17 protein-coding genes are annotated in these 25,916 nt (G+C 67.1%); 5 read left to right on the forward strand and 12 right to left on the reverse strand.

The window, feature by feature from the left end:
* Window positions 1-128 precede the first annotated feature (128 nt).
* The 11 genes from hsdR to G372_RS0105115 form a co-directional block, all read right to left on the reverse strand.
* The gene (hsdR, locus tag G372_RS0105070; RefSeq protein WP_019624497.1) at window positions 129-2,543 is read right to left on the reverse strand and encodes an EcoAI/FtnUII family type I restriction enzme subunit R; all 2,415 of its coding nucleotides are present in this window, start codon (window positions 2,541-2,543) and stop codon (window positions 129-131) included.
* The gene (locus G372_RS0105075; RefSeq protein ID WP_019624496.1) at window positions 2,540-3,535 is read right to left on the reverse strand and encodes a virulence RhuM family protein/type II toxin-antitoxin system death-on-curing family toxin; all 996 of its coding nucleotides are present in this window, start codon (window positions 3,533-3,535) and stop codon (window positions 2,540-2,542) included. Before G372_RS0105075 ends, hsdR begins: the two co-directional genes overlap by 4 nt.
* The gene (locus G372_RS0105080; RefSeq protein WP_019624495.1) at window positions 3,532-4,770 is read right to left on the reverse strand and encodes a restriction endonuclease subunit S; all 1,239 of its coding nucleotides are present in this window, start codon (window positions 4,768-4,770) and stop codon (window positions 3,532-3,534) included. Before G372_RS0105080 ends, G372_RS0105075 begins: the two co-directional genes overlap by 4 nt.
* The gene (locus tag G372_RS0105085; RefSeq protein WP_019624494.1) at window positions 4,767-6,242 is read right to left on the reverse strand and encodes a type I restriction-modification system subunit M; all 1,476 of its coding nucleotides are present in this window, start codon (window positions 6,240-6,242) and stop codon (window positions 4,767-4,769) included. The genes G372_RS0105080 and G372_RS0105085 overlap by 4 nt, the downstream gene beginning before the upstream one ends.
* Window positions 6,243-6,336: 94 nt before the next feature.
* Window positions 6,337-6,654 (reverse strand): HigA family addiction module antitoxin, encoded by a 318-nt coding sequence (locus G372_RS0105090; RefSeq protein WP_019624493.1) that lies wholly within the window; start codon window positions 6,652-6,654, stop codon window positions 6,337-6,339.
* Window positions 6,655-6,738: 84 nt separating this feature from the next.
* Window positions 6,739-7,413, reverse strand: a complete 675-nt coding sequence (locus G372_RS14175; RefSeq protein WP_155998831.1) for a hypothetical protein — start codon at window positions 7,411-7,413, stop codon at window positions 6,739-6,741.
* 237 nt (window positions 7,414-7,650) lie between these two features.
* The gene (locus tag G372_RS0105095; RefSeq protein ID WP_019624492.1) at window positions 7,651-8,247 is read right to left on the reverse strand and encodes a hypothetical protein; all 597 of its coding nucleotides are present in this window, start codon (window positions 8,245-8,247) and stop codon (window positions 7,651-7,653) included.
* Between the two features lie 340 nt (window positions 8,248-8,587).
* Window positions 8,588-9,694: a molybdenum ABC transporter ATP-binding protein gene (gene modC, locus G372_RS0105100; RefSeq protein WP_019624491.1), complete on the reverse strand. Its 1,107-nt coding sequence runs from the start codon at window positions 9,692-9,694 to the stop codon at window positions 8,588-8,590.
* Complete coding sequence (modB, locus tag G372_RS0105105) at window positions 9,691-10,383, reverse strand: molybdate ABC transporter permease subunit (protein ID WP_018174002.1); 693 nt, start codon at window positions 10,381-10,383, stop codon at window positions 9,691-9,693. The genes modC and modB overlap by 4 nt, the downstream gene beginning before the upstream one ends.
* Window positions 10,384-10,386: 3 nt before the next feature.
* Window positions 10,387-11,145: a molybdate ABC transporter substrate-binding protein gene (gene modA / locus G372_RS0105110; RefSeq protein WP_019624490.1), complete on the reverse strand. Its 759-nt coding sequence runs from the start codon at window positions 11,143-11,145 to the stop codon at window positions 10,387-10,389.
* Between the two features lie 202 nt (window positions 11,146-11,347).
* A complete protein-coding gene (locus G372_RS0105115; RefSeq protein ID WP_019624489.1) occupies window positions 11,348-12,601 on the reverse strand; it encodes a NupC/NupG family nucleoside CNT transporter in 1,254 nt (417 codons plus the stop codon).
* Window positions 12,602-12,737: 136 nt separating this feature from the next.
* On the opposite strand from G372_RS0105115, the gene recC reads away from it, so the two are divergent.
* From recC to recD, 3 genes are read left to right on the forward strand one after another with little or no spacing between them, the layout of a single operon-like run.
* Window positions 12,738-16,253, forward strand: coding sequence for an exodeoxyribonuclease V subunit gamma (recC, locus tag G372_RS0105120; protein ID WP_026340411.1), 3,516 nt, complete (start codon window positions 12,738-12,740; stop codon window positions 16,251-16,253).
* Window positions 16,250-19,972, forward strand: a complete 3,723-nt coding sequence (gene recB, locus G372_RS0105125) for an exodeoxyribonuclease V subunit beta (protein WP_019624487.1) — start codon at window positions 16,250-16,252, stop codon at window positions 19,970-19,972. Before recC ends, recB begins: the two co-directional genes overlap by 4 nt.
* Window positions 19,969-22,014 (forward strand): exodeoxyribonuclease V subunit alpha, encoded by a 2,046-nt coding sequence (gene recD, locus G372_RS0105130; RefSeq protein WP_019624486.1) that lies wholly within the window; start codon window positions 19,969-19,971, stop codon window positions 22,012-22,014. Before recB ends, recD begins: the two co-directional genes overlap by 4 nt.
* On the opposite strand, the gene mutS is transcribed toward recD, so the two are convergent.
* Window positions 22,011-24,656, reverse strand: coding sequence for a DNA mismatch repair protein MutS (gene mutS / locus G372_RS0105135; protein ID WP_019624485.1), 2,646 nt, complete (start codon window positions 24,654-24,656; stop codon window positions 22,011-22,013). The two genes, recD and mutS, sit on opposite strands and share 4 nt — an antisense overlap.
* A 119-nt stretch (window positions 24,657-24,775) precedes the next feature.
* Here mutS and G372_RS0105140 point away from each other — a divergent pair, with 119 nt between their 5' ends.
* The gene (locus tag G372_RS0105140; RefSeq protein ID WP_019624484.1) at window positions 24,776-25,075 is read left to right on the forward strand and encodes a PilZ domain-containing protein; all 300 of its coding nucleotides are present in this window, start codon (window positions 24,776-24,778) and stop codon (window positions 25,073-25,075) included.
* 7 nt (window positions 25,076-25,082) lie between these two features.
* Window positions 25,083-25,613 carry a CinA family protein gene (locus G372_RS0105145; protein WP_018865270.1) on the forward strand — a complete coding sequence of 177 codons (531 nt, stop codon included), beginning with the start codon at window positions 25,083-25,085 and terminating at the stop codon, window positions 25,611-25,613.
* Window positions 25,614-25,916 lie beyond the last annotated feature (303 nt).

Genomic DNA, 25,916 nt, shown 5'->3' on the forward strand with positions numbered 1-25,916 from the left:
GCCGGTCAATTCTTCCAGCGCCTGCGCCAGGCGGGCAGCAGGCGCGCCTAGCGAAGGGCAACAAGGTGGGTGTCCTCTTCTTCCCCTTCTTCCTGCACTTCTTCGACGGGGATACTCGTGGTCTTACATCAGTACAAATACTGCTGAAAGTCCACGAACACTTCTCGGATGTTGCTCACCGGCCCCAGCTCGTGCACCGCGTCACCGAGGCTGTGGTACTTCAATTCAATCAGCTGGGGGAGCTTCGCCGTATCCAGTTCGCTTACGCCCTGAGCGACATAGTGATCGAGCACGAATCTCAGAAATTCCTGCTGTCTGTAGTCGTGTCCCTGGAAGATGCGCTCCTTGTGGGCATCGACTCGTTCCGCCCGGGTGACCGGCGCCATGTTGAAGGCGATGTAGGCCAGGACGTCGTATAGATCGCTGTTTTCGGCCTCGATCAGCTTGCCGACCTCGGCCAACTGTTGCGTGCCATAGCCCTTTTCCTCCAGCCCCTCCAGCAGGCTCTTCCGGGTATCCGGGCGGCTCCACAGGCGGCGAAGCTCATCTTCGTCCTGGAAGAGCTCTGGTAGATCGCCGAACAGGCGCTGGATGAATTCAGCGGCAGAGATGGGCTTGCCGTCCGGGCCCCAGAAGCTGGTCGCCGTCATGTGCTGGATGGCGCGTTCCTTGCCGTCGCCCAGGCGGATCTTCACCTTGCGGCGTTTCTCGCAGATGCAGGGCCATTCGCCGCAGACCTCGCAAGGTTCCGGCGGCTCCTTCTCGCAAACACAAGGCCGCTCGCCGCAAACAGGGCAGGGCTGCGGAGGCTCCGTGGTGCAACTACAAGGGCTGTTGCCGCATCGCTCGCAGGGTTCGGGCGGCAAGGGCTCGCCATCCCACTCCGGATCGTTAAAGTGCTCGTAGGCCTTCACGAAGTCGTAGATCGTGAAGTAGTCCTTGCCCTCAAACAGGCGCGTACCGCGACCGATGATCTGCTTGAACTCGATCATGCTGTTCACCGGCCGCATCAGCACGATGTTGCGCACGTTGCGGGCATCCACGCCGGTGGAGAGCTTCTGCGAGGTGGTGAGGATGGTCGGGATGGTCTTTTCGTTGTCCTGGAACTGCTTCAGGAAGCGCTCGCCCTCCTTGCCGTCGTTGGCGGTGACGCGCTCGCAGTAGTGCGGGTCCTTGCTGGTCTTGAGCTGGTTGATCAGGTCGCGCACTGCCAGCGCGTGTTCCTGGGTGGCGCAGAACACCAGCGTCTTCTCGCGCGGGTCGATCTGCTTCATGAACAGCTTCACGCGGTAGCGCTCGCGCTCCTGGATCTCGATGACCCGGTTGAAGTCGTCCTCGGTGTAGCGCCGCCCTTGCTCCACCTCGCCCTCGATGATCTCGTCATCCGCCGTGTAGACGTATTCATCCAGCGTGGTGGCGATCTGCCGCACCTTGAACGGGGTCAGGAAGCCATCGTTGATGCCATCCTTCAGCGAGTAGATGTAGACCGGCTCGCCGAAGTAGGCGTAGGTGTCGGCGTTCACCGTGCGCTTCGGCGTGGCGGTCAGGCCAAGCTGCACGGCGGGCTGGAAATACTCGAGGATGCCGCGCCAGTTGCTCTCGTCGTTGGCGCCGCCCCGGTGGCACTCGTCGATGATGATGAAATCGAAGAAATCCGGCGGGTAGTCGCCAAAATTCGGTGCGGGGTGGCCCGCGGCATCGCGCCCGGTCATAAAAGTTTGGAAGATGGTGAAGAACACATTGCCGTTCTTCGGCACCCGACCTTTCTTGCGGATCACCTCCGGATCGATCCGCACCAGCGCATCCTCGGGAAAGGCGGAAAAGTCGTTGAAGGCCTGATTGGCCAGGATGTTGCGATCCGCCAGAAACAGGATGCGCGGCTGCCGCCCCGGCGTGCCGGCAGCACGCGCCGCCAGACTCCAGCGCGCATGGAACAGCTTCCAGGCAATCTGGAAGGCGATGGCCGTCTTGCCGGTCCCGGTCGCCAGGGTCAGCAGAATGCGATCCCGCCCCGCGGCAACCGCCTCCAGCGCCTGGTTGATGGCGTTGTGCTGGTAGTAGCGCGCCTGCCAGAAGCCGCCCTTGTCCTCGAACGGCACGGCCCCGAAGCGCTCCCGCCAGGTGTCCTGCGCGTCGCCGCCCGCGCCGAAGGTCTCCACCCACAGATCATCCGGCGACGGCCAGGCCTCCACAGGGCCCTCCACGCCGGTTGCCATGTCCACCCGGTAGATGGCGTCACCATTGGTGCAGTAGGCGAAGCGCGCCTGCAGGCGCTCGGCATAGCGCTTGGCCTGGGCGAGCCCCTCGGTCACCGGCAGGCTGCGCTTCTTGGCCTCGATCACCGCCAGCTTCTGGCCGCGGTAGGTCAGCACGTAGTCGGCAATGTCCTGCCTGGCTCGCTTGCCGCCACCCTGCAGCCGGCCGAGGGTGATCACCTCGCGCCGCACCCGGCTGGCCTCCACCACGCCCCAGCCGGCCTCCTTCAAGGCCGGGTCGATCAGTTCGGCGCGGGTGTCTGCCTCATTGAGGCCGGCCTCGTTCATCCCTGGCCTCCAGCCAGCATGTTCATGATCAGACGGATCATGGTCTCCTTGTTGGCAGGGTCGGACTCGGCCACCAGCAGCGTCAAGGCCGCGAGGCCGACATCGTTGATCACCGGCTCGCCGTACTCATCCAGCAGGCGACCGTTGCGGTGGAGGAAGTCCACGAACAAGAAGGCGGCGCTGCGCTTGTTGCCATCGGAAAACGGGTGGTTCTTCACCACGAAATAGAGCAGGTGCGCCGCCTTGGATTCGACGCTGGGATAGGCGGGCTCACCAAACACACTCTGATCGAGATTGCCCAGCAGCGAGGTCAGACCATCGCCCCGGTCGCGGGCGAACATATCGGTGGCTTCGCCCCGCGCCATGAGGTCCGATTTCAGCCCGTCCAGCGCGGCCCGCGCCTGTTCCCAGGAGGGCAGCGCGCCTCCGGTCTGGGCGCGAGGTTCGGTCAGCAGGCCTTCGTCATAGCGTTGCAGCAACAGAAAGGTCTGGGCGTAGCGGCTGACGATATCCACCAGACCACGACCGCTGCCCGCATCCAGCTCCGGGCTCTGCGCCGCCTTGCGCACCAGCGCCAGGGCCGCCTCCAGCTCTCGCGCGTTTTCCTCAAAGCGCTGGCGGTTCAGGGTCCAGCCCTGGGTCAGGTGTTCGCGCAGCACGCGGGTGGCCCACTGGCGGAAGCGGGTGGCACGGCTGGAGTTGACCCGGTAGCCCACCGAGATGATGACATCGAGATTGTAATACTCCACCTGGTAGGTTTTGCCGTCCGCAGCAGTTGTTGCATTTTTTGCAACAACTGAATCTCGCTGTAACTCCTCGTCACTAAAGACGTTCTTCAGGTGCCGCGAAATCACCGACTTGTCCCGGCCGAACAACTCCGCCAGCTGTTGCAGGCTCAGCCAGACAGTTTCCTGGTTAGCATCCAACCGCACCTCGACGGCCTTGTCGGCATCCTCGAAGATGACGATCGGACCCTTGGTTTCGGCAGTCACGCAACTTCCTCCGCCTTGCGGATGGCATCGGATCCTTGCTTCTCTGCGGTGAGCTCGCCGGAGAAGGCTTTTTTCAGGAGGGATTGTTTGAGTTCAGCCAAAACGACGAGTTTTCGTTGATAGATGTTCTGGAGTCGACGGATCTCCTCACTTAACTCATCAAGAATCGCGACGATGCGCTTTTGTTCAGGCAGGGATGGAAGAGAAACTTCCCATTCCCTAAGCACCCTCGTGTTAACAACCTGCTGCGCAGATCCAACCCGACGGTCCAAGAGGTATTGCTGAGCGCTCGGGGAGTTAACGCAATAGTATAGAAAAGTACTGTCCAGCCCTTCTCGAGGCCGTAGCAAAATAATGTTTGCACAGTTGGCCTCTCCCAAATCAGGGGGAAAGATAGCGCACCTCATTTCATCAGTAACTACTCGAGATATGAGAACATCTCCAGCCAAAACCTGTGATTTTTTCAGTGAATTATGGAATTCCGGGGTTACGAATTTCACGTCAGTTAGATCGAGCCCATGTTTCCCCACATTTTGGGTGCGCAGAAATAAAACCCCCTCGCCAGAATAGTAGGCAGAAGTCTTTCCGACATGCCCGACAGTTACCTTTTGGCATGCCTCTTGGAGTTTTTTTCGCGACCATCCCTGCTTCGTTGCATCCCCAGAATCTTGCTGGTCGAACGCCGCATTCAAATAACTATCAAAAAGCTCCCGGGCGTTCTCGAGATTCTTTTCGGTGTTGGCGACCGCAGTGGCGATGCCCGCGAAGGCTTCATCGAGGATGGCGACGATGCGCTTTTGTTCGGGGAGGTGTGGTACTGGAAACTCGATCGCCTTGATCTGTTTGGCGGAAAGATGCTTTACGGTCGTAAAGGTCGTTACGTCCTCTATTTCTTTAAGGAACTTGTTGATTCCATAGAACAGGAACCGCGGCAACAGACTAGATGAAAAATTATGAAGTCGGCAGACTCGCTGATTGAGTAGTGCTGGACCTCCCTTCCATTGGTGACAGGCGAATTCACCGTCCATTCCTATCAGGAGGTCACCGGCACGAACGACATACTTCGACTCATACGCTCCTGAGTATCTTGTCGCCGTGGTTACGCCATTCTTCAAGTCGCGGATGCGAATAAGGGGCATATCACCATCATCAGCGAACTTCTTGGAATCGAAGGCAAATCCGTTCTGAACATCGAGCAGCTCTCCCAGCGTTATCCTCTTCCACCCCTCCCTCATAACATCCCCCGAATCCCTTCCAGGATCTCCTCGCTCTCCCTGTCGAGCGTCTCGATCTCGTTGATGATCACCTCGGGATCGCGCAGTGGCTCGGCTTCGGCCTTGTTGGGGTTCTTCACCGACAGATCGACGCTGTCCGGGTCGATGGCCTTGACGTCCACCGTCCAGGAGTTGTCGGAGTCCTCGAACCCGGCTTGGCGCGCAACGAAGTCCTTGAGGTCGTTGTCGTTGAGGGGGTTGGTCTTGCCCAGGCTCCGGCCGGGGTCGAGCTGGTAGTACCAGATCTTCTGGGTCGGGGCGCCCTTTTCGAAGAAGAGCACCACGGTCTTGACGCCGGCGCCCAGGAAGGTGCCGCCCGGGCAGTCGAGGATGGTGTGCAGGTTGCAGCTCTCCAGCAGCTCCTTGCGCAGCGCACGCGAGGCGTTGTCGCTGTTGGACAGGAAGGTGTTCTTGATGACGACGGCCGCGCGGCCACCGGCCTTCAGGTACTTTATGAAGTGCTGCAGGAACAGGAACGCCGTCTCGCCGGTCTTGATGGGGAAGTTCTGCTGGATCTCCTTGCGCTCCTTGCCGCCGAAGGGCGGGTTGGCGAGGATCACGTCGAAGCGGTCCTTCTCCTGGATGTCGCTCAGGTTCTCCGTGAGGCTGTTGGTGTGGACGACGTTGGGGGCCTCGATGCCGTGCAGGATCAGATTCATGATCCCGATGACATAGGGAAGGCTCTTCTTCTCCTTGGCGTAGAAGGTGCCGGTCTGGAGGGTATGCAGGTCGCTGGTGGAGAGATGGCTGCCGTCGCCCTGGCCGTCCGGCCCGTAACGCAGGTAGTCGTGCGCCTCGCACAGAAAGCCCGCTGATCCGGCGGCGGCGTCGTAGATGCGCTCGCCGATGCGCGGCTTCACGATCTGGATCATCGCGCGGATCAACGGGCGCGGTGTGTAGTACTCCCCGCCGTTGCGCCCCGCATTGCCCATGTTGCGGATCTTCGCCTCGTACAGATGGGAGAGCTCGTGCTTCTCCTTCTGCGAGCGGAAGCTCAGGCCGTCGATCAGCTCCAGCGCATCGCGCAGGCTGTAGCCACTGGAGAACTTGTTGCGGATCTCGCTGAAGATCTCCCCGATCTTGTACTCGAGGGTGTCCGGCCCTGTCGCGCGCGTACGGAAGCCCTGCAGATAGGGAAACAGCTCGTCGTTGACGAAGGCGATCAGATCCGCGCCCGTCAGCGCCTCGTCATGGTCGAACGCGCCATCGGCCGTCTTCGGCGCAGCCCACTCCGACCAGCGATACGGCTCATCGATGATGTACCGGTAGGACTTGCCCACCAGCTCCGCCTCCTGCGCGCGCTCGTACTCCAGATCATCCAGATACTTGAGGAACAGCATCCACGACGTCTGCTCCGTATAGTCCAGCTCCGTCGCGCAGCCGGCCTCTTTCCAGAGCACATCATCGATATTGCGGAAGGTTTGCTCGAACATTCAGTCACCCGTTCTCCTTGGACGCCGCATTATCCCTTCGCGCGCAGGTCAGGAGAAAGGTGGGCGCCACTTCCCTGGCGTACTTCCTGCGGTGCTAAGCGACAGGTTGCCCGCCGTCGCCAGGCCCATCGAACCGCACCGGGCGCCCGGTGTCCAGCTTCACGCGCTTTCGTGCACACCAGAGGTCGTGCCGGCCCTGCATGGCCAGCCAGCTTTCCGGCGAACGGCCGAGCGCCTTAGAAAGCCGCAGCGCCATCTCGGCGCTGACCCCACGGCGCCCCTGCAGGACACGCCCCAAGGTGGAAGGCGACACATCGAGCTTGCTGGCCAGCTGGCGGGCACTCAGTTCAAACGGCTCCAGAAAGACCTCGCGAATGAACTCGCCCGGGTGCGGAGGGTTGTGCATGGTCATCTGTGGCAATCCTCATAGCCTACGGCAGTCGTCGAAATCCCGAAGGAAGATGGGTGTCCACTTAGCTTGCGCTCGTTAGCCAATTTATCTCGTATTGCCATCGGCATCAGTGACTGTAACCGATGCGGACATAGTCAGCTTGATTGGCCCTCCCGCTTCTTTTTTCGAATTCACATCAAAGGCTGGATACAGACTGGCTACAACGCGGTATGCCCCATCAAGTAGAGCATTCAAGCTGAGAGTCCCCATGCTTAACTTTCTAAACTTGATGGATTTCCCCTCATCGCCGAAGACAATAGATATTGGTCCGCCGCCTGTCTCGGCGGCGGTAACCTGAGAATGCATGTGATCAAATTGATTTCTTACTAGGCGAAGATCTTCAATTGAAGTGTGGAAATTGCTGGAGAATTTCCGTGCCTCCTGGCAGGAGTCTAGCCTTCTGATTGCCATACAAGCTCGATACGTTGCCGCTACGCAATCCTCTATCTGCTCTGACACATCAAGAATGTGAAATATCGCGCCACCGTCTCGTGACTGATCCGCGTTATCTTGGAGTTCGACCAGCTCTCTAGCTCTTGTGTAATGTCTTGAAGCACTGATAATTGTATGAAGAAGCCAAGCCCGAATCCTTCTGTCATCTGGCGATAGTGTCGGCTCAGGAGCGAAGACGCACATAAATGAATGCCGCTTCAAGCCCTCAATATTCCCGGAAAGATCCGGAATGTTCTCGGCGGTCGGAAAGTTTTCGGCTGATTTCATTGCGCCACCTGTCTATAGCCTTGTCTAACAGTGATCCGGTATCGGGCATAGATATTGATTGAACGTGCGGAGTAGCAAAGGGGCCAGACCTAGCCTTTTGTCCCTGTCGGGGGGGGGCGCCGAAGGGGGCAGGTCTTGCCTTTTCCCCTGTCGTGGTACGGAGGCAAAATGCAAGGTCTGACCCCCCATGGCTCCCCAGAAACAGCGCCGCTTTTGGGGGTCGCTTGGAGCCGATTGTTAGGTATTACGTTCTGCGACTTGAAAGCGGCCACCTTCTGTATGCATTTTTTCGAGATGGGCATGAACGAAGAGAATCTCATCAGCCACAGGCTCTATCAAGAACTCCTCATCTAGTAACCGGAACTCACCCGTATCTACGAAGAACGCGCGAAAGAAATGCCCAGGGACGCCATCCTCTTGGGGTTTGGGGCCAACATACTCAGGAAAAAAGTAACCGACTGCCCCCTGCGAAAAATATCTGTCTATCCGTTCATCGAAATGCTCAATCGCGTTCCGGAGGTCACGGTTGAAAAGCGGGCTATCTTCCGCCATTGCGAAATACTTGCTGAGCAGCTTGCCTCTGGGTTTGTGGTCTGGGCGCACCGGCCAAAAGTACCTCGACAATGCACCGGCGTGCACGATCATGTTCTGTAGCTCGTTCAGTATTAGCTTCGTCGGCAAGTGCTCGACATCCGCTATCGTCGGGTTGTCCGGCAGCTTCCCAAAGACGGCTTCGAGCCTAAGTATCGAGCGGACAGCAGACGTACTGTTGAAAAGCATGCTCTCGATGTAGAACGCTTCATACGGTGGTGATGTGGGCGAGTCTGCGTCCATTGGGGTCCTAACAGTGAGTAGGTGGCGCGGACGGTTATTGGTTGGACGTGCGCGCTATAAATCCCGGATGAGGCGGCGTCGCGAATGGGCGATTATTCAGCAGGTTATGGTGGATAGGCGACGATGGATCCTGGAGGCGTCGCGAATGGGCGATTATTCAGCAGGTTATGGTGGATAGGCGACGATGGATCCTGGATATGTTGCGGCGGAGACAGCTTGCGGGTGGGGGCCGGTAGAGTCTGCGCCGTCTTCCATGGTGGTCGGGTGGATTGTGTCACACGCTGTGTGGTTATGGCGAACGTGTCGATGTCGGGGCGATTCCCACTGCAGGCGAGGCGGTTCAGTCCAGGAAAGCGACGGATTTGACCAGGGCGTGCGCGCGCGTGCCGGGCTTCAGGCGGAGGCGTTTGGTAGATAGATGCGTGAGCTCCGCCATCAACGTCTGCCCATCGTCCTGCCGGCACACTGCAAGTACGCGCGCTGGCCCGTGGTGCCCAGGCGCCTCATCCAGCGACTCGATGGTGACGGGGATGATGTTGAGGATGGATACGTCCTGGGGCGGGGACAGGGCGATGGACACGTCCCGGGCGTCGATGCGCAGACGGGCCGGGCGGCCGGCGCTGTTGGTGGCGCTTGGTGTTGACGGTACGCGGTAGCGGGCCTCGGGAGGGCCGAAGGGGTGCAGTCCGTGTTCGTCGGCCGGTCCCAGTTCGCCTTGCAGGACGGAGACGGCGCCTTCGTCGCGGAACAGGGGGGAGTCGGCGCGGGCGAGGGCCTCGCGCAGGGGTTCCAGGCGTTCGAGCTGGCCGTCGTGCATGAAGGCGACGCGGGTGGCGAGGCGTTCGACCTCGTCCGGGGCGTGGGTGACGAGCAGGCTGGGGATGCCGGTCTCCTCCGACAGGCGAGCGAGGAAGGGCATGATCTCGCGCTTGGTCTGGGTGTCCAGGGCGTTCAGCGGTTCGTCGAGCAGGAGCAGGTCGGGGCTGGTGAGCAGGGCGCGGCCGAGGGCGACGCGCTGGCGCTGGCCGCCGGAGAGCTGGTCGGCGCGGCGCTCCAGCAGGTCGTCGATGCCGAGCAGGCGGGCGACCTCGTCCAGGTGCAGGCGGCGCAGGGGCTCCGGCGTGCGCTTGTAGCCGTAGAGCAGGTTGCCGCGTACGGACAGGTGCGGGAGCAGGGTGGATTCCTGGAACACGAGGCCGACGCGGCGCCGATGCAGCGGGATGAAGGTCTTGCCGGACTGCCAGGCGGTATCGCGAAAGTGCACCTCGCCGCCGGGCGGGTGTTCCAGCCCGGCGATGATGCGCAGCAGGGTGGTCTTGCCGCAGCCGGAGCGGCCGAACAGGGCGGTGACGCCTTCCAGCGGGAAGGCGGTGTCCACGTCCAGCGCGAAGCCGGGGCGTTCCAGCCGGGCCTTTATGCGCAGCGTGTCGGGGTCGGGCCGGGTCACAGGCGCACCGTGTCGAAGCGGCGGTTGATCGCGTAGACGATGAACAGCACGGCGAAGGCGAAGATGAGCAGCCCGAAGGACAGGCGGTGGGCGGAGTCGAAGTCCATCGCCTCGGCGTGGTCGTAAATCAGGATGGACAGCACCTGGGTCTCGCCGGGGATTGCGCCGCCCAGCATCAGGATCACGCCGAACTCGCCGAGGGTGTGGGCGAAGGCGAGCGTGGCGGCGACGATGAAGCCGCCGCGGGTCATCGGCAGGATCACGGTCACGAAGCGGTCGATGCGCCCGGCGCCCAGCGAGCCGGCGATCTCCACCGGGCGGCGGCCGAGGTTGGCGAAGGCCTGCTGCAGCGGCTGCACCGCGAACGGCAGGGAGTAGATCACCGAGCCGATCAGGATGCCCTGAAAGGTAAAGGCCAGGTGGTTCAGGCCCCAGCTCTCCAGCGTGCTGCCGACCGGCCCGGCCGGGCCGAGCAGGACCAGCAGGTAGAAGCCGAGTACGGTGGGCGGCAGCACCAGCGGCAGGGCGACGAGGGCCTGCACCGCGGTGCGCACGCCGGGGGAGCCGCGCCCGTTGGCCAGCCACCAGGCGATCGGCGTGGCGATCACCAGAAGGATCAGCGTGGTATAGAGCGCGAGCTTGAGGGTGACCTCGATCGCCATCCAGTCCGTGGGGCTCAGGTCGAACATCCGTTATTCGCCCTCGGGCATCTCGAAGCCGTAACGCTGCATGATCTCGCGGGCGCTGTCGCGGCCCATGAACCCGGCGAAGCGGTGCGCGGTGTCCTTGTCCGCGCCGCGGCGGGTGATCACGAAGCCCTGGGTCAGGGGTTCGTGCAGCGCGTCGTCGATCAGGTAGTGCGGGTGCTCGGCGAGATCGGGAAACTCCGCGAGCGACAGGGCAATGATGCCGATGTCCGCGCCGCCGGCCTGCACCATGCGCGCGGTCTGGGCGATGTTGTCGCCGTTGACGATCCTGGGCTGCAGCTCCTCCCAGACGCCGGCGGCCTTCAGCGCCTCCATCGCGCGCACGCCGTAGGGGGCGTGCGTGGGCGAGGCGATGGCCACGCGGCGGATGTCGTCGCGCGCCAGGTCTTCCAGTGTCAGCTCCGAGGCATCCATGCGGTTGCTCCAAAGCACGATGCGGCCGATCGCGTAGACGGACGGCTCGGTGACGGCGGCACCCTCTGCGTAGAGCCGCTTCGGGTAGGCGATGTCGGCGGAGAAGAAGAGGTCGTAGGGCGCGCCGTTGAGGATCTGCGTGGTCATGCGCCCGGAAGAGCCGTAGGTCACGCGCACGCGGTCGTCCGGATATTCCTCGCGGTAGGCCTCCACGATCTCGTCCAGGGCAAAGCGCAGGTCGGAGGCGGCGGCGATGGTCAGCGGGCTAGAGGCGTGCGCCAGGCCGGGCAGCAGCAGGGCGAGGGTCAGGAGCAGTAGGCGCAGGTGCATGGGTGGGGATAGTTCCCTGTGGGTACGGGTTGTGGTTGGCTCGGGTGGTTTCGTTCGGCGACTGCTTCGTCGCGGTGCTCCTCGCAGTGACGGTGAGGCTGGGGATGTGCGCTTCGTTATATTTCAGTTTGCATATCGCCAGGCAGAAGCCTACACCGGAACGGCCCCCGGCTGCCAACCGTTTGGCAGAGCCAGCCGCGCGTCAGGCGATGTGCACGATCCCGACCACGGCTCCGGTCATCAGCGTGGCCAGCGTGCCGGCGACGATGGCGCGGATGCCCAGGCTCACGATCTCGCTGCGCCGCTCCGGCACCAGCGCGCCGAGGCCGCCGATCAGGATGCCGAGGCTGCCCAGGTTGGCAAAGCCGCTGAGCGCATAGATCAGGATCAGCTCGCTGCGCGCGGACAGCGCGTCGTCGCCCAGCTCGGCCATCTGCAGGAAGGCGACCATCTCGTTGAGGATGGTCTTGACGCCCAGCAGCGAGCCGGCCGTGGTGGCCTCGGCCCAGGGGATGCCCATCAGCCAGGCCAGCGGGGCAAAGACCCAGCCCAGGATGCGCTCCAGGCTCAGCGCGGCCCCCGCGACCTCGGGCAGCGCACCCAGCATCACGTTGACCAGCGCGACCAGGGCGATCACCACGATCAGCAGCGCGATGATCTGCAGTAGCAGTTCCAGCCCGCGCAGGGTGCCGCGGGTGATCGCGTCCATCGAGCTGGTCGCACCCTCGGTCTCGGGGAGCAGCTCGCCGGCGGTGGAGGGCGCGGTCGGCGGGATCATCACGGTGGCGATCAGCAGCGCGGCCGGCAGGCTGATCAGCGAGGCGACGATCAGGTGGCCCAGCGCGTCGTCCAGCACCGTGCCGATGATGGTGGAGTACAGCACCAGCATCGTGCCGGCCAGCGTCGCCATGCCCACGCTCATCAGCGCGAACAGCTCGCTGCGCGTCATCTGGCGCAGGTACGGGCGGATCACCAGCGGCGATTCGACCATGGAGAGGAACACATTCGACGCCGTACCCACGCCCAGGGCACCGCCAATGCCGAACGCCCGCTGCAGCACCAGCGAGGCCCCGCGGATCAGCACCGGCAGCACGCGCCAGTAGAACAGCAGCGCCGACAGGGCCGAGAGCACTAGTATCAGCGGCAGCGCCTGGAACGCGAGGATGAAGTTGTTGGCCGGGTCGTCGACCGCGAACGGCGGGTCGTCCCCGCCGATATAGCCGAACACGAACGAGGTGCCGGCCTGCGTGGCATCGGTCAGCGCGATCACGACCTGGTTCAGCCACAGGAACGCATGCTGCGCGCCGGGGACGCTCAACAGCAGAACGGCGATCCCGAACTGCAGTGCCAGCCCGGCCAGCACCTCGCGCCAGGGGAAGCGTGTCTTGTGTTCGCTCAGCAGCCAGGCGATGGCCACGAATACGAGCAGTCCCAGCCCGGCTTGCAGTGCGAGCATGCAGCCCCCTTTGATTCTGTGACGGCGTTCAAAAACCGCACAGGATACCGGCTTTTACACGGATGCCAATGGGGGCGGGCGCAGGGGCGTGCACATTGGTAGGGTAGGCCCATTAAACGAAGTGCAAGGAGCAGGGGTGGCGGAGTCCGGCGAGCTAGAGCCAGGGATGGTGGTGCTGCACGGCAACCATCTGGAGTCGCTGCGTGCCCTGGTGGTCGAGTGGATGCAGCGCGCACCGCTCGGCCCGCTGGAGAACGAGACCCTGCTCGTGCAGAGCAACGGCATGGCGCAGTGGCTGCGCTATGCGCTGGCCGCGCACCCGGATGCCGACCCGCCCGGCTGCGGCATCGCCGCCGCGCTGGATATGCAGTTGCCGTCGCGCTTTGTCTGGTCGGCCTATCGCGCGGTGCTCGGGCTCGAGGCCGTGCCGCTGGAATCCCCGTATGCCAAGCGCCCGCTGATCTGGCGTCTGATGCGTCTGCTGCCGGAGTGTCTGACGCGCCCCGAGTTCGCCCCGCTGGCGCGCTTTCTCGCCGATGACGACCCGCGCGACGGCGGCGATCTGCGCAAGCGCCACCAGCTCGCCGAGCGCCTGGCCGACCTGTTCGACCAGTACCAGGTCTACCGCGCCGACTGGCTGACCTCCTGGGCCGCCGGGCGCGATGTCTTGCGCGACGCCCGTGGCCGCGAGACGCCGCTGGGGGAGGACGACCGCTGGCAGGCCGCGCTGTGGCGCCTGCTGCGCGAGGACATCGGCGAGGGCGCGGCCGACACCAGCCGGGCCACGGTCCACGCCCGCTACCGCGAGGCCGTGCAGAGCCTGAGCGAGCGCCCGGCGGGGCTGCCGCGGCGGCTGATCGTGTTCGGCATCTCCTCCATGCCCGGGCAGATCCTGGAGGCGCTGGAGGGGCTGGCCGGCGTGTGCCAGATCCTCGTCTGCGTGCACAACCCCTGCGAGCACTACTGGGCCGACATTGTCGCCGACAAGGATTTGCTGCGCGCGACGCGCCAGCGCCAGGCGCGCAAGGCCGGGATGCCCAGCGTGCTGGACGACGCCGAGCTGCACCAGCACGCGCACCCGCTGCTGGCCGCCTGGGGCAAGCAGGGTCGCGACTACATCGGCCTGCTGGACGAACACGACGACCCCACCGCCTACGACGCCGTGCTGCAGACCCTCGCCTGGAAGCGGGTCGACTACTTCGAGCCGCACGGCGGCGACTGCCTGCTGCACCAGTTGCAGGAGGACATCCGCGAGCTGCGCCCGCTGGGCGAGACCCGCGAGGCCTGGCCGGCGGTGGCGCCGGACGACGACTCCATCCAGTTCCACGTCGCCCATGGCCCGCTGCGCGAGGTGGAGATCCTGCACGACCGGCTGCTCGCGCACTTCGACGCCGACCCGAACCTGCGCCCGCGCGACGTGATCGTGATGGTCCCGGACATCGACGCCTACGCCCCGCATATCGAGGCCGTGTTCGGCCAGCTCCCGCCGGACGACCCGCGCTACATCTCCTACACCCTGTCCGACCAGGGGCCGCGCGGGCGCGACCCGGTGCTGATCGCGCTGGAGCGCCTGCTGTCGCTGCCGGAGAGCCGGATGGGCGTGGCCGAGGTGCTGGACCTGCTGGACGTGCCCGCGCTGCGGCGGCGGTTCGGGATCGCGGAGGAAGACCTGACCACGCTGCACCGCTGGGCCGAGGGCTCGGGCGTGCGCTGGGGGCTGGATGCCGAGCAGCGCGCGGGGCTCGGCCTGCCGGAGGGGCTGGAGCAGAACACCTGGCGCTTCGGCCTGCGGCGGATGCTGCTGGGCTATGCGTCCGGGGGTGCCGGGGCCTGGCAGGGGTTGGAGCCGTTCGACGAGATCGGCGGGCTGGATGCCGTGCTGCTGGGCCCGATGGATGACCTGATCACCGCGCTGGCGGAGGCCTGGGGCTGGCTGCGCCACGCCCATACCCCCGGCGAATGGAACACCCGGCTGCGCGAGCTGCTGGATACCTTCTTCGCTGGCGAGACCGATGCCGAGCTGTTCACGCTGGGGCGCCTGCGCGAGGCGCTGGACCAGTGGCAGGCCGACTGCGCAGAGGCGGAGCTGGACGATCCCCTGCCGCTGGGTGTTGTGCGCGAGCAATGGCTGGCCAGCCAGGAGGACAGCGGGCTGGGGCAGCGTTTCCTGGCCGGTTCGGTCAACTTCGGCACGCTGATGCCGATGCGCGCGATCCCGTTTCGCATCGTCTGCCTGCTGGGCATGAATGACGGCGACTATCCGCGCAGCCCGACGCCGGTGGACTTCGACCTGATGCGCCGCGACTACCGCCCGGGCGATCGCTCGCGGCGCGAGGACGACCGCTACCTGTTCCTGGAGGCATTGCTGTCCGCGCGGCGGCAGCTGCATGTCAGCTGGGTCGGCCACAGCGCGCGCGACAACGAGTCGCAGCCGCCCTCGGTGCTGGTCGCGCAGCTGCGCGATCACCTGGTTGCTGGCTGGCGGCTCCAGGGTGCAGAGGAGGGCGACGGGCAGGCCCGGAAGGAGCCACTACTGGACCACCTGACTACCGTGCACACCCTGCAGCCGTTCTCGCCGGCCAATTTCCCGCCCGACCCGGCACACGCCCGGCACTTCACCTACGCGCGCGAGTGGGAGGCGGTCCACCACGCCGACGAGACGCCGGCGCCGGACGCGCTCGACCTGCCGCCGCCGGACGAAGCCGACGATGAACGCGTGCTGGGCCCGGATACGCTGATGCGCTTCCTGCGCGATCCGGCGGAGGCGTTCTTCCGCCACCGGCTGGGCGTGGTGTTCGATCGCGAGGAGGCCCCGAGCGAGGACCTGGAGCCGTTCACCCTGGCCGGGCTGGAACAGTGGCAGGTGCGCGAGGCCCTGGTCGCGGCCGCGCTGGACCATGGCGAGGACCCCGACGCCTGGGGCCCGGTGCTGGAGGCCGAGGCCGCGCGGCTGCAGCGCGCCGGTGCGCTGCCGCTCGGCGCGGCTGGCGAGCTGGAACGCGAGGCGATGATCGCCGAGGCCGCACGTCTGCTGGAGCGCATCGGCCTGCGCCTGGCCGTCTGGCCGGAACGGCTGCCGCCATCGCCCGCCGTGCGTCTGGGGCAGGGTGGCTGGATGCTGGAGGGTGCCGCCCCGCCCCTGCGCGGCGGGGCCGGGCAGGCCGTGCTGCTGGACTACACCGTGAGCCGGCTGAGACAGAAAAAGGACTGGCGCGTGGACAAGGTGGCCAAGCCCTGGCTTGAACACCTCCTGGCGAACCAGGGCGAGGGCGGCCCGGTCGCCACCGAGGTGATCGGGCTGGATACCGGGATGCGCCTGCCGGGCGTGGGGCCGGAGCAGGCCCGCGAGCATCTCGGGGCCCTGGTCGAGGGCTGGGTGGCCGGGCTGGAACGCCCGCTGCCGGTGGCCTGCGCCACCGCCTTCGCCTGGCTGCAGGCCGAGGCGAAGGACGACCCCGACCCGCTGGCGCGGGCCCGCAAGGTGCTGGTCGGGGACGACTTCAGCCCCGGTGAATGGGCGCGCAGCCCGGCCCTGGCGCGTGCCTGGCCGGACCCGGAGGCGCTGCTGCAGGATCCGGCGTTCGGGCACTGGCGCGACCGGCTGTACCGGCCGCTGTTCGAGGCGCTGGCCGCCGGGGAGGAGATGGAATGAGTGCAGGCGCGCAGCCGCTGGAGCTGATGGAACTGCCGCTGCACGGCAGCCGCCTGATCGAGGCCAGTGCCGGCACCGGCAAGACCTACACCATCGCCGCGCTGTATCTGCGGCTGGTGCTGGGCCACGGCGAGCTGCCGGAGGGCACCGGCGAGCTGACCCCGCCGCAGATCCTGGTGATGACCTTTACCGAGGCGGCCACCCGCGAGCTGCGCGAGCGCATCCGCGCGGTGCTGGCGCGCGGGGCGCGCGTCCTGCGCGGGGAGCCGGCCCCAGCCCACGAGGCGTTGTGGCCGGCGCTGCTGGCCGCCTACCCGGACCCGGCCGCGCGCGCCGGGGCCGCGCGGCGGCTGGAGCTGGCCGCCGAGTGGATGGACGAGGCGGCGGTCTCGACCATCCACTCGTGGTGCTATCGCATGCTGCGCGAGCATGCGTTCGACAGCGGCAGCCTGTTCAACCAGCGCCTGGAGGCGGACCAGAGCGAGCTGCAGGCCGAGGCGGCACGCGACTACTGGCGCCGCTTTGTCTACCCGCAGCCGGCGGATCACCTGAAGCTGCTGCGCCAGGCCTTTGGCGAGGGGCCCGACGAGCTGCAGGCCCGGGTGCGGCCGCTTCTGGGGCACCTGACGGACACGGCGGGGCTGGAGCCTTACCGCACGCCGGACGGGCTGTACGCGGAGCTGGCCACGCGTCTGGCGCGCCTGGCCGAACTGAAGGCCGTCTGGCGCGACGATGCCGCCGAGGTGGAGCGCCAGTTCCGCGAGTTGCGCGCGAACGTGCTCCATGGCCAGAAGTACAGTAACCCGGACAAGTTGATCGAGGCGATGCACGCCTGGGCCGAGGACCCGGCCGCACTGCTGCCGGACAAAGTCGGCGATACCCCGGTGCTGGAGCGCATGTGCGCGGCGGGGATGGCCGAGCGGCTGAAGAAGGACAAGTCCCTGCCGGACGACCTGCACCCGGCCTTTACGGCGCTCAATGCCGCCGCCGAGGTCTGCGCGGACGACAGCGAGCGCCTGCTGCAGGCGGCGGCCGTGGAGATCGATCTCCAGTTCCGCCAGGCCCAGCGTGTGCGGGTGCAGATGGGGTTCAACGACCTGCTGCTGCGCCTGCGCGATGCCCTGGAGGGTCCCGGTGGCGAGGCGCTGGCCGAGACCCTGCGGCGTCAGTTCCCGGTCGCGCTGGTGGACGAATTCCAGGACACCGACCCGGTGCAGTACCGCATCCTCGAACGCGTCTACCGCATCGAGGACAACCCGGGCGAGCAGGGCCTGCTGCTGATTGGTGACCCGAAGCAGGCGATCTACGGCTTTCGCGGCGCGGACATCCACAGCTACCTGAAGGCACGCCGCGCGACCGCCGGGCGCCACTACACGCTGCCGCGCAACTTCCGCTCGACCGCGCGCCTGGTCGGCGCGGTAAACCGCCTGTTCGCCCATGCCGACGGCTGGTCGGAGGGCGCGTTCCTGTTCGGCCAGGGCGATGCCGGCGAGCTGCCGTTCCACGCGGTGGATGCCCAGGATCGCGGCGAACGCCTGGAACAGGACGGAGCCGAGGTGACGGCCCTGACCCTGTGGTGCATGGATCCGGGCACACCGGTCGGCACCGGTGTCTATCGCGAGCAGATGGCCACGGCCGCCGCCGAGCAGATGGTGCGGCTGCTCAATGGCGGGACGGACGGGACCTGCGGCTTTCGGGATTCAAAAGGGGAACAGCGGCCGGTACGCCCGCGGGATATTGCCGTGCTGGTGCGTAGCAAGGTCGAGGCCCGCATCATGCAGGAGGCGCTGCGCGCGCGGGGGGTGCGCAGCGTGTACCTGTCCGAGGGCGAGTCGGTGTTCGCGACGCCGGAGGCAGGGGACCTGCTGCGCTGGCTGCGGGCCTGTGCCGAGCCGACCAGCGAGCGCCTGCTGCGCGCGGCGCTGGCGACCCCGACACTGGGGCAGTCGCTGGCCGATCTGCACCGGCTGACCACCGACGAGCTGCGCTGGGAGCACCGGGTCGAGCAGTTCCGCGAGTACCGCCGCCTGTGGCAGACGCGCGGTGTACTGCCGATGCTGCGCCGCCTGCTGCACGACTTCGACGTGCCGCGCCGGCTGTTGGCCAGTGCCGATGGCGAGCGCGCGCTGACCAACCTGCTGCACCTGAGCGAACTCCTGCAGCGCGCGGCCGCGGAGCTGGATGGCGAGCAGGCCCTGATCCGGCACCTGGTGGAGCACCGCGAGGGGGACCGGGCGAAGGCCGACGAGCAGGTGCTGCGCCTGGAGAGCGACGAGGACCTGGTCAAGGTGGTCACGCTGCACAAGTCCAAGGGTCTGGAGTACCCGCTGGTGTTCCTGCCGTTTGTCTGCGCGTTTCGCGCGGTCGACCCGAAGAAGGACGTGCCGCGTATCGATCGCCCGCCGGGCGGCAGGCCGCGCTGGATCTTCCATATGGATACCCGCGCCCAGGAGCGCGCCGATCGCGAGCGCCTCGCCGAGGACCTGCGCCTGCTGTATGTGGGCATGACCCGTGCGCGCCACGCCTGCTGGATGGGGCTGGTGCCAATCGTGTCGGGGCGAAGCAAGGAGAACGAGCTGCATCGTAGTGCGGTCGGCTATCTGCTGAATGGCCCGGAGCCGATGCCGAATGGCGAGCTGGAGGACCGGCTGCAGGCGGCCCGTGGCGACGAGGCGGCCATCGCGATCGAACCCCTGCCCGAGATCACGGGCGCGGGCGTGCGACTGGCACAGCAGACGGCCGCCCCCGGGCGGGCGCGCACCCCGACACGCCCGGTACGCGAGCCCTGGTGGGTGGCCAGCTACAGCGCCATTGCGCACCCGGACGACGCGGATGCGCCGGCGCCGCTGGTTGCCGACCCGGTGGCCCCGGACTCCGCGCTAGAGGACATGCTGCGCGAGAGTGCGGCCGAACCCACTGCTGACTCTCGGACCGGGCATGACCCGTTGCCCGAGGTGCCAGTGGCCGGCGGGTTGCACGACTTCCCGCGTGGCCCGGCGCCGGGGACCTTCCTGCACGGCCTGCTGGAATGGGCAGCCGAGCAGGGCTGGTCGGCCGTGGTTGCCGATCGCGCCCGACTGGACGACGAGGTGCAAAAGCGCTGCGAGCAGCGCGACTGGGGCGACTGGACCCCCGTCGTGCAGGACTGGATGCGCCGGCTGATCACGGCCGAGTACGCGCTGGCCTCCGGTGGTTCGTTCCGCCTGTACGGGCTGGGCGTGTATCAGCCGGAGCTCGAGTTCCTGTTCGAGACACGCTGGCTGCAGAGCCGGCGGCTGGATGCCGCCGTGCGCGAGCAGTTGCTGCCCGGACAGCCCCGGCCGCCGGCGGGCGACCGGCTGCTGAACGGGATGCTCAAGGGCTTTGTCGATCTCGTCTTCGAGCACGAGGGCCGCTATTACGTCGCCGACTACAAGTCCAACTGGCTGGGGCCCGGCCCCGAGGCCTATGTGCCCGAGCGCCTGCGCGACGCCGTGCTGGAACACCGCTACGACCTGCAGCTGGTGATCTACACCCTGGCCCTGCATCGCCAGCTTCAGGCACGGATGCCGGAGTACGACTACGACCGACACATGGGGGGCGGGGTGTACCTGTTTCTGCGCGGGATCGATGCGCCGGGGCGCGGTGTGTTCCATGACTGCCCGCCGCGGGCGCTAATCGAGCAGCTGGACGGCTGGTTTGCCGAGGGGCCGGACCGGCCGCGGGAGGCCCGGGCATGACGGCGGATCGCGCATTGCAGGACACCGGGGCGCTGCTGGATCTGCTCGGGGAGTGGGAGCATGCGGGTTGGCTGCGCGGCGTCGACCGTGTGCTGGTGCGTTTTCTGCGCGAACAGGTGCCCGCCGCACCGCCGCTGACGCTGCTGCTGGCGGCGCTGACCAGCCACCAGGCCGGGCGCGGGCATGTCTGCCTGGACCTCGACGGCCTGCTGGAGGCCCCGGACCGGATGCTGTCGCTGCCGCCGGAGGGCGCGGAGCGGGGACTGCCGCGGCCCTCGGATGTCCTGCGCGGCCTGGACCGTGCGGCACTCGACACCGCGCTGGAAGGCCATCGGATCTGCGGTGTCGATGAGGATGCGGGGACCCCGCTGGTGCGGGCACAGGACCGGCTGTATCTGCGCCGCTACCGCGAGGCCGAGCGCCGAATCGGGGAGGGGGTGGCCGGGCGCCTGTGCGAGCAGCCGGCCTGGCGCGAAGGGCTGGATGCGCACGCGCTGCGCACCTGGCTGGATCGGCTGTTCGGTCTGGCCGAGGAGGGCGATGGCGAACCGGACTGGCAGCGCCTGGCCTGTGTACTGGCGGCCGGGTCCGCGTTCAGCGTGATTACCGGCGGGCCGGGTACCGGCAAGACCTACACGGTGTTGCAACTGCTCGCGCTGTTGCAGGGCCTGCAGGGCGAGGGCGAGCCGCTGCGCATCCGTCTGGCGGCGCCGACCGGCAAGGCGGCCGCCCGGCTGAACGCCTCGGTCGCCGGGGCAGTGGACGCGCTGGGGCTCGAACGTTTCCCCGGTGGCGAGCGCCTGCGCGCCGCGATCCCGCGCGAGGTGGTCACACTCCACCGCCTGCTGGGCGCGCGACCCGATACCCGGCGCTTCCGCCACGATGCGCGCAATCCGCTGCCGGTGGATGTGCTGGTGGTGGACGAGGCCTCGATGGTGGATCTGGAGCTGATGGCCAGCCTGATGGCCGCGGTGCCGGCGCATGCGCGGCTGGTGCTGCTGGGGGATCGCGACCAGCTCGCCTCGGTAGAGGCCGGGGCGGTGCTGGGCGAGCTGTGCGCGCGGGCGGACGGCGGGCATTACGCGCCGCAGACGGTCGCCTGGCTGCGCGAGGTAGCCGGGCTGGCGCTGCCGGCCGGCTACGTGGACGAGGGCGGGCAGGCACTGGACCAGCACGTGGCGATGCTGCGCCGCAGCCGACGCTTCGGAGCGGACAGCGGGATCGGCCGTCTGGCCGCGGCGGTGAACGACGGCACGGCCGAGGTGACGGGCCACCCGGGCGAGGATGTCCATGCGGCGGTGCTACAGGGCCCGGATGATCCGGCCCTGCTGCGGCGCGTGCTGGACGGGGCCGGGCATGCCGATGCGGCACCGTTCGGGGTGGTCCGCTATCTGGAGCATTTGACGGCCGGACGCCCGGCATCCCGCGATGCGCGTGACGCATGGGAGGAATGGGCGCGCGGCACCCTGCGCGAGCACGGGCGCTTCCAGTTGCTGTGCGCCGTGCGCGAGGGGCCCTGGGGTGTGGACCGGATGAACCGCCGAGTCGCCGGGGCGCTGACGGCCCGTGGTGTATTGCAGGCGGAGGGTGCCTGGTACGAGGGGCGCCCGGTGATCGTCACGCGCAACGACTACGCGCTGGGACTGATCAACGGCGACATCGGCGTGACCCTGCGCGTGCCCGCCTGGCTGGCCCGGGGCGATGCCGAACCGGGTGCGGACGATGCGACGGAAACGGCCCTGCGGGTCGCCTTCGTCGCGGCGGACGGGCATGTGCGCTGGATGATCCCGCAGCGCCTGGAGTCCGTGGAGACGGCGTTCGCGCTGACGGTGCACAAGTCCCAGGGCTCGGAGTTCGAGCATGTGGCCTTCCTGCTGCCCCCGCCGGAGAGCCCGTTGCTGACGCGCGAGCTGGCCTACACCGCGATCACGCGCGCAAGCGGCTGGCTGAGCCTGTTCGAGCCACAGGCGGGGGTGCTGCAGCAGGCGAGCCGCCAGCCGACCCGACGCAGCGGCGGCCTGCGCACCTGGTTGTCCCCCTAACCTCGCAGGGCGTCCTTCATGCGGTAAAGGGCGTCCAGGGCCTCGCGCGGGGTCATCTCGTCCGGGTCGAGTGTGTCGAACAGGGCCTTCAGGGCGCGTTCCTCGGGCCTGGGCGGCTCGGGTTCCGGGGTCGCCTCGGCGACCTCGGAGGCGACTGACGCGGGCTCGGGTGTGAACAGGCCCAGTTGTGGCGAATCGGTCGCCGCGGCCCGGTCCTCCAGCTCGCGCAGGTGGGCGCGGGCGAGCTTCAGTACATCGGCTGGCACACCGGCCAGCTGCGCGACCTGCAACCCGTAACTCTGGTTCGCCGGACCTTCGCGGACCTGGTGCAGGAACACGATGCTGTGTTCGTGCTCCATCGCGTCCGTGTGCACGTTGGCCACGGCTGCTTCGCGCTCGGCCAGCGCGGTCAGTTCGAAGTAATGGGTGGCGAACAGGGTCAGCGCGCGGTTGTGGCGCGTCAGGCGCTCGGCGCAGGCCAGGGCGAGGGCCAGCCCGTCGAAGGTGCTGGTGCCGCGGCCGATCTCGTCCATCAGCACCAGGCTCTCCGGGCCCGCGTTGTGCAGGATGTTCGCGGCCTCGGTCATCTCCACCATGAACGTCGAGCGCCCCGAGGTCAGGTCGTCGGAGGCGCCGATGCGCGTGAAGATGCGGTCCACCGGGCCGATCTGCGCACGCGCGGCGGGCACGAAGCTGCCCATGCAGGCGAGCAGCACGATCAGCGCGGTCTGGCGCATGTAGGTGGACTTGCCGCCCATGTTGGGGCCGGTGATCACCAGCAGCCGGCGCGTTTCCGGATCCAGCTCGGTGTCGTTGGCGACGAACGGGGTGTCGAGCCCGGCCTCGACCACCGGGTGCCGGCCCTGCTCGATATGGATGCCGGGTTCGCCGACCAGCTCCGGGCAGTGCCAGTCGAGGCGGGCGGCGCGCTCGGCCAGGCAGGCGAGCACGTCCAGCTCGGCCACGGCGTCCGCAATGGTGCGCAGGCGCGGGGCACGCGCCTGCAGGTCGGCGATCAGATCGTCGAACAGCGCGCGCTCGCGGAGCATGGCCTGCTCGCGGGCGGACAGGATCTCGTCCTCGAAGCGCTTGAGTTCCTCGGTGGTGTAGCGCTCGGCGTTCTTCAGCGTCTGACGGCGCATGAAGCGGCCGGGGAGCTCGGCCGATCGGCTGCGCGAGACCTCGATGTAGTACCCGTGCACGCGGTTGTACGCGACCTTGAGCGTGGGGATGCCGGTGGCCTCGCGTTCGCGGGCCTCGATCTCGCGCAGGAAGGTATCGGCGTCGCTTTCCAGCGCGCGCAGGCGATCCAGCTCGGGGTCGTAGCCCGCGCGGATCATGCCGCCGTCGGTTACGCGCAGCGGGGGCTCCTCCACCAGGGCGGCGCCGAGTCGGGCGGTCAGCTCATCCTCTGGCGCCAGCGCCGCATGCAGCGCGGACAGGCGTTCGGCGGCATCGGCCAGCGGCGCCAGGGCCGCGTGCAGGGCCGGCAGGCGTTCCAGGCTGGCGAGCAGGGCGGTCAGGTCGCGCGGGCGCGCGCTGCCCAGCACGATGCGCGAGAGGATGCGTTCGCTGTCGGCACTGCCGGCCAGGGCGTCGCGGATCGGGGTGACGGCCTCCTGCTCCAGCAGGGCGGTGATCGCGGTCTGGCGCTCGCGGATGATCGCGCGCTCGCGCAGCGGCTGGTGCAGCCACTGCATCAGGCGGCGGGCGCCCATCGCGGATTGCGTCGTGTCCAGCAGGGCGAGCAGGGAGCCGCGGCGCTCGCCCGTCAGGGTGCGCGTGAGTTCCAGGTTGCGGCGGGTGGCCGGGTCCAGTACCAGCATCTGGCTGCGCAGCTCGTGCGCCAGGCTGGTGATGTGGGCGAGGTCACCGCGATGGCGGTTCTGTACGTAGGCGAGCAGGGCCCCGGCGGCGGCGATGCCCAGGTCCAGTCCCTCGCAGCCAAAGCCGGACAGGTCGCGGGTGCCGAAATGGGTGATCAGCAGGCGATGGGCGGAGACGGCGTCGAAATGCCAGTCGGCGTGGCGCTGGGGGGCGAAGGGCTCGGTGCCCGGGATCGCACCCGCCTGGTCCGGTACGAGCAGCTCCACCGGGTCGAGCCGCGCCAGTTCGGCGGCGAGCTCGGTTTCGTCACCGACCTCGAGTACACGGAACTGGCCGCTGGCGAACTCCAGGCTGGCGATGCCGTAGCCGGACTTGCGGCCCTTCACGGCGGCAGAGGCGGCCGGGCAGACGGCGACCAGCCGGTTCACCTGGCGGGCATCCAGCAACGCCTCCTCGGTAACCGTGCCCGGGGTGACGATGCGCACGACTTCGCGCTTGACCGGGCCCTTTTGTGCGCCCACCGCACCGGTCTGCTCGCAGATCGCCACGCTCTCGCCCATCTTCAGCAGGCGGGCCAGGTAGCTCTCCAGCGTGTGCACCGGGATCCCGGCCATCGGGATCGGCTGACCGGCCGATTCGCCGCGCCGGGTCAGGGTGATGTCGAGCAGTCCCGCCGCCCGCTCGGCGTCGTCGTAGAACAGCTCGTAGAAGTCCCCCATGCGGTAAAGCAGCAACGTATCCGGGTACTCGGCCTTGATGGCCAGGTACTGCTGCATCATCGGGGTATGGGCGGAGAGGGGCTCGGCGGTGCTCATCGGTTCGGCTGCGGTCGATCCGGGCAAACGCGCAGTATACGGATGCGCGGCCCCGTGTGGCAGGTGCACCATCACGGGACGTGATATGCCACACTCGGGTGGAGTCATGGAGGATGCGCATGCTGGGAGAAGATGACCGCCGGGGCTTCCGGCGCATGCAGGTCGACACCCCCGCACGAGTGACCTGGATGGCGACCGGTGCGGTGGACGAGGTGCGGCTGGAGGACCTTTCGGCCAGCGGCTGTGCCTTTCGCTGGCCCCATGCGCCACAGGCGGGCGAGCGTGTGAGCATCGCGGTTAACAGCCCGGACGGGCGACTGGCCGCCCTGGAGCGGGCCGGCCAGGTGGTGCGCAGCGAGCCCCTGGGCGACGATCGGGTGATCTGGCGCGTGGCCATTGCCTTTGACAGCGAGGGGTGATCCGGACATGGAAGCGGAACCGACATCGATTGTGAGCCCGCACGAGCCCGATCTGGCCGGGCTGTCTGCGCTGGTCTACGACCTGGGCGAGCGGCTGCTCGCCAGCGAGCGCAAGCTGTGCACCATCGAGTCCTGCACCGGCGGCGGGATTGCCCAGGCGATTACCGATGTCCCGGGCAGCTCGGGCTGGTTCGAGTGCGGCTGGGTGGCGTACTCGAATGCGGCGAAGACGCGGATGGTCGGGGTGCCCGCCGAGCTGATCGAGCAGCATGGCGCGGTCAGCGAGGCCGTGGCGCGCGCGATGGTCGAGGGCGGGCTCGCCCAATGCGATGCCGACCTGGCGCTCTCGGTGACCGGCATTGCCGGCCCCGGTGGCGGGACGGCGGACAAGCCGGTGGGCACCGTCTGCTTCGGCTGGCAGCAACGCGGGCAGGACGCACGCGTCGAGACGCTGCATTTCGACGGCGAGCGCCACCAGGTGCGCCTGCGGACGATGTTGCACGCCTTGAGCGCCTTGCTGGCGCACGAGGCGGCCTGACGCCTCCACCGTTCCCCGGGGCATGGTGCCCCGGTGATCCCCTTCGAGCCGTGAACCCGGGTTGGGTCGCTCCCCGCCCTGTGGGATACTGCGGCCCCGTATCCGGCTAAGGGAAACACTGATCAATGTACACGTTCGCGCTCGAGTCGCTTTTGCGTGCGAACAAGGCGCGGTGACTGCCGTGCAGTCATTCTGCACAAGGGAGCCGCAACGCCGTTCCCGCGCAAAAGCGGCCGAGCCCCTTCGGGGTTGGTACCCCAGGTTCCCCGATCCTGCGTTGCGCCGCTTGCGGGTAGAACCACT

Origin of the sequence: Thioalkalivibrio thiocyanoxidans ARh2, from assembly GCF_000385215.1 — a bacterium.
Lineage (GTDB): Bacteria > Pseudomonadota > Gammaproteobacteria > Ectothiorhodospirales > Ectothiorhodospiraceae > Thioalkalivibrio > Thioalkalivibrio thiocyanoxidans.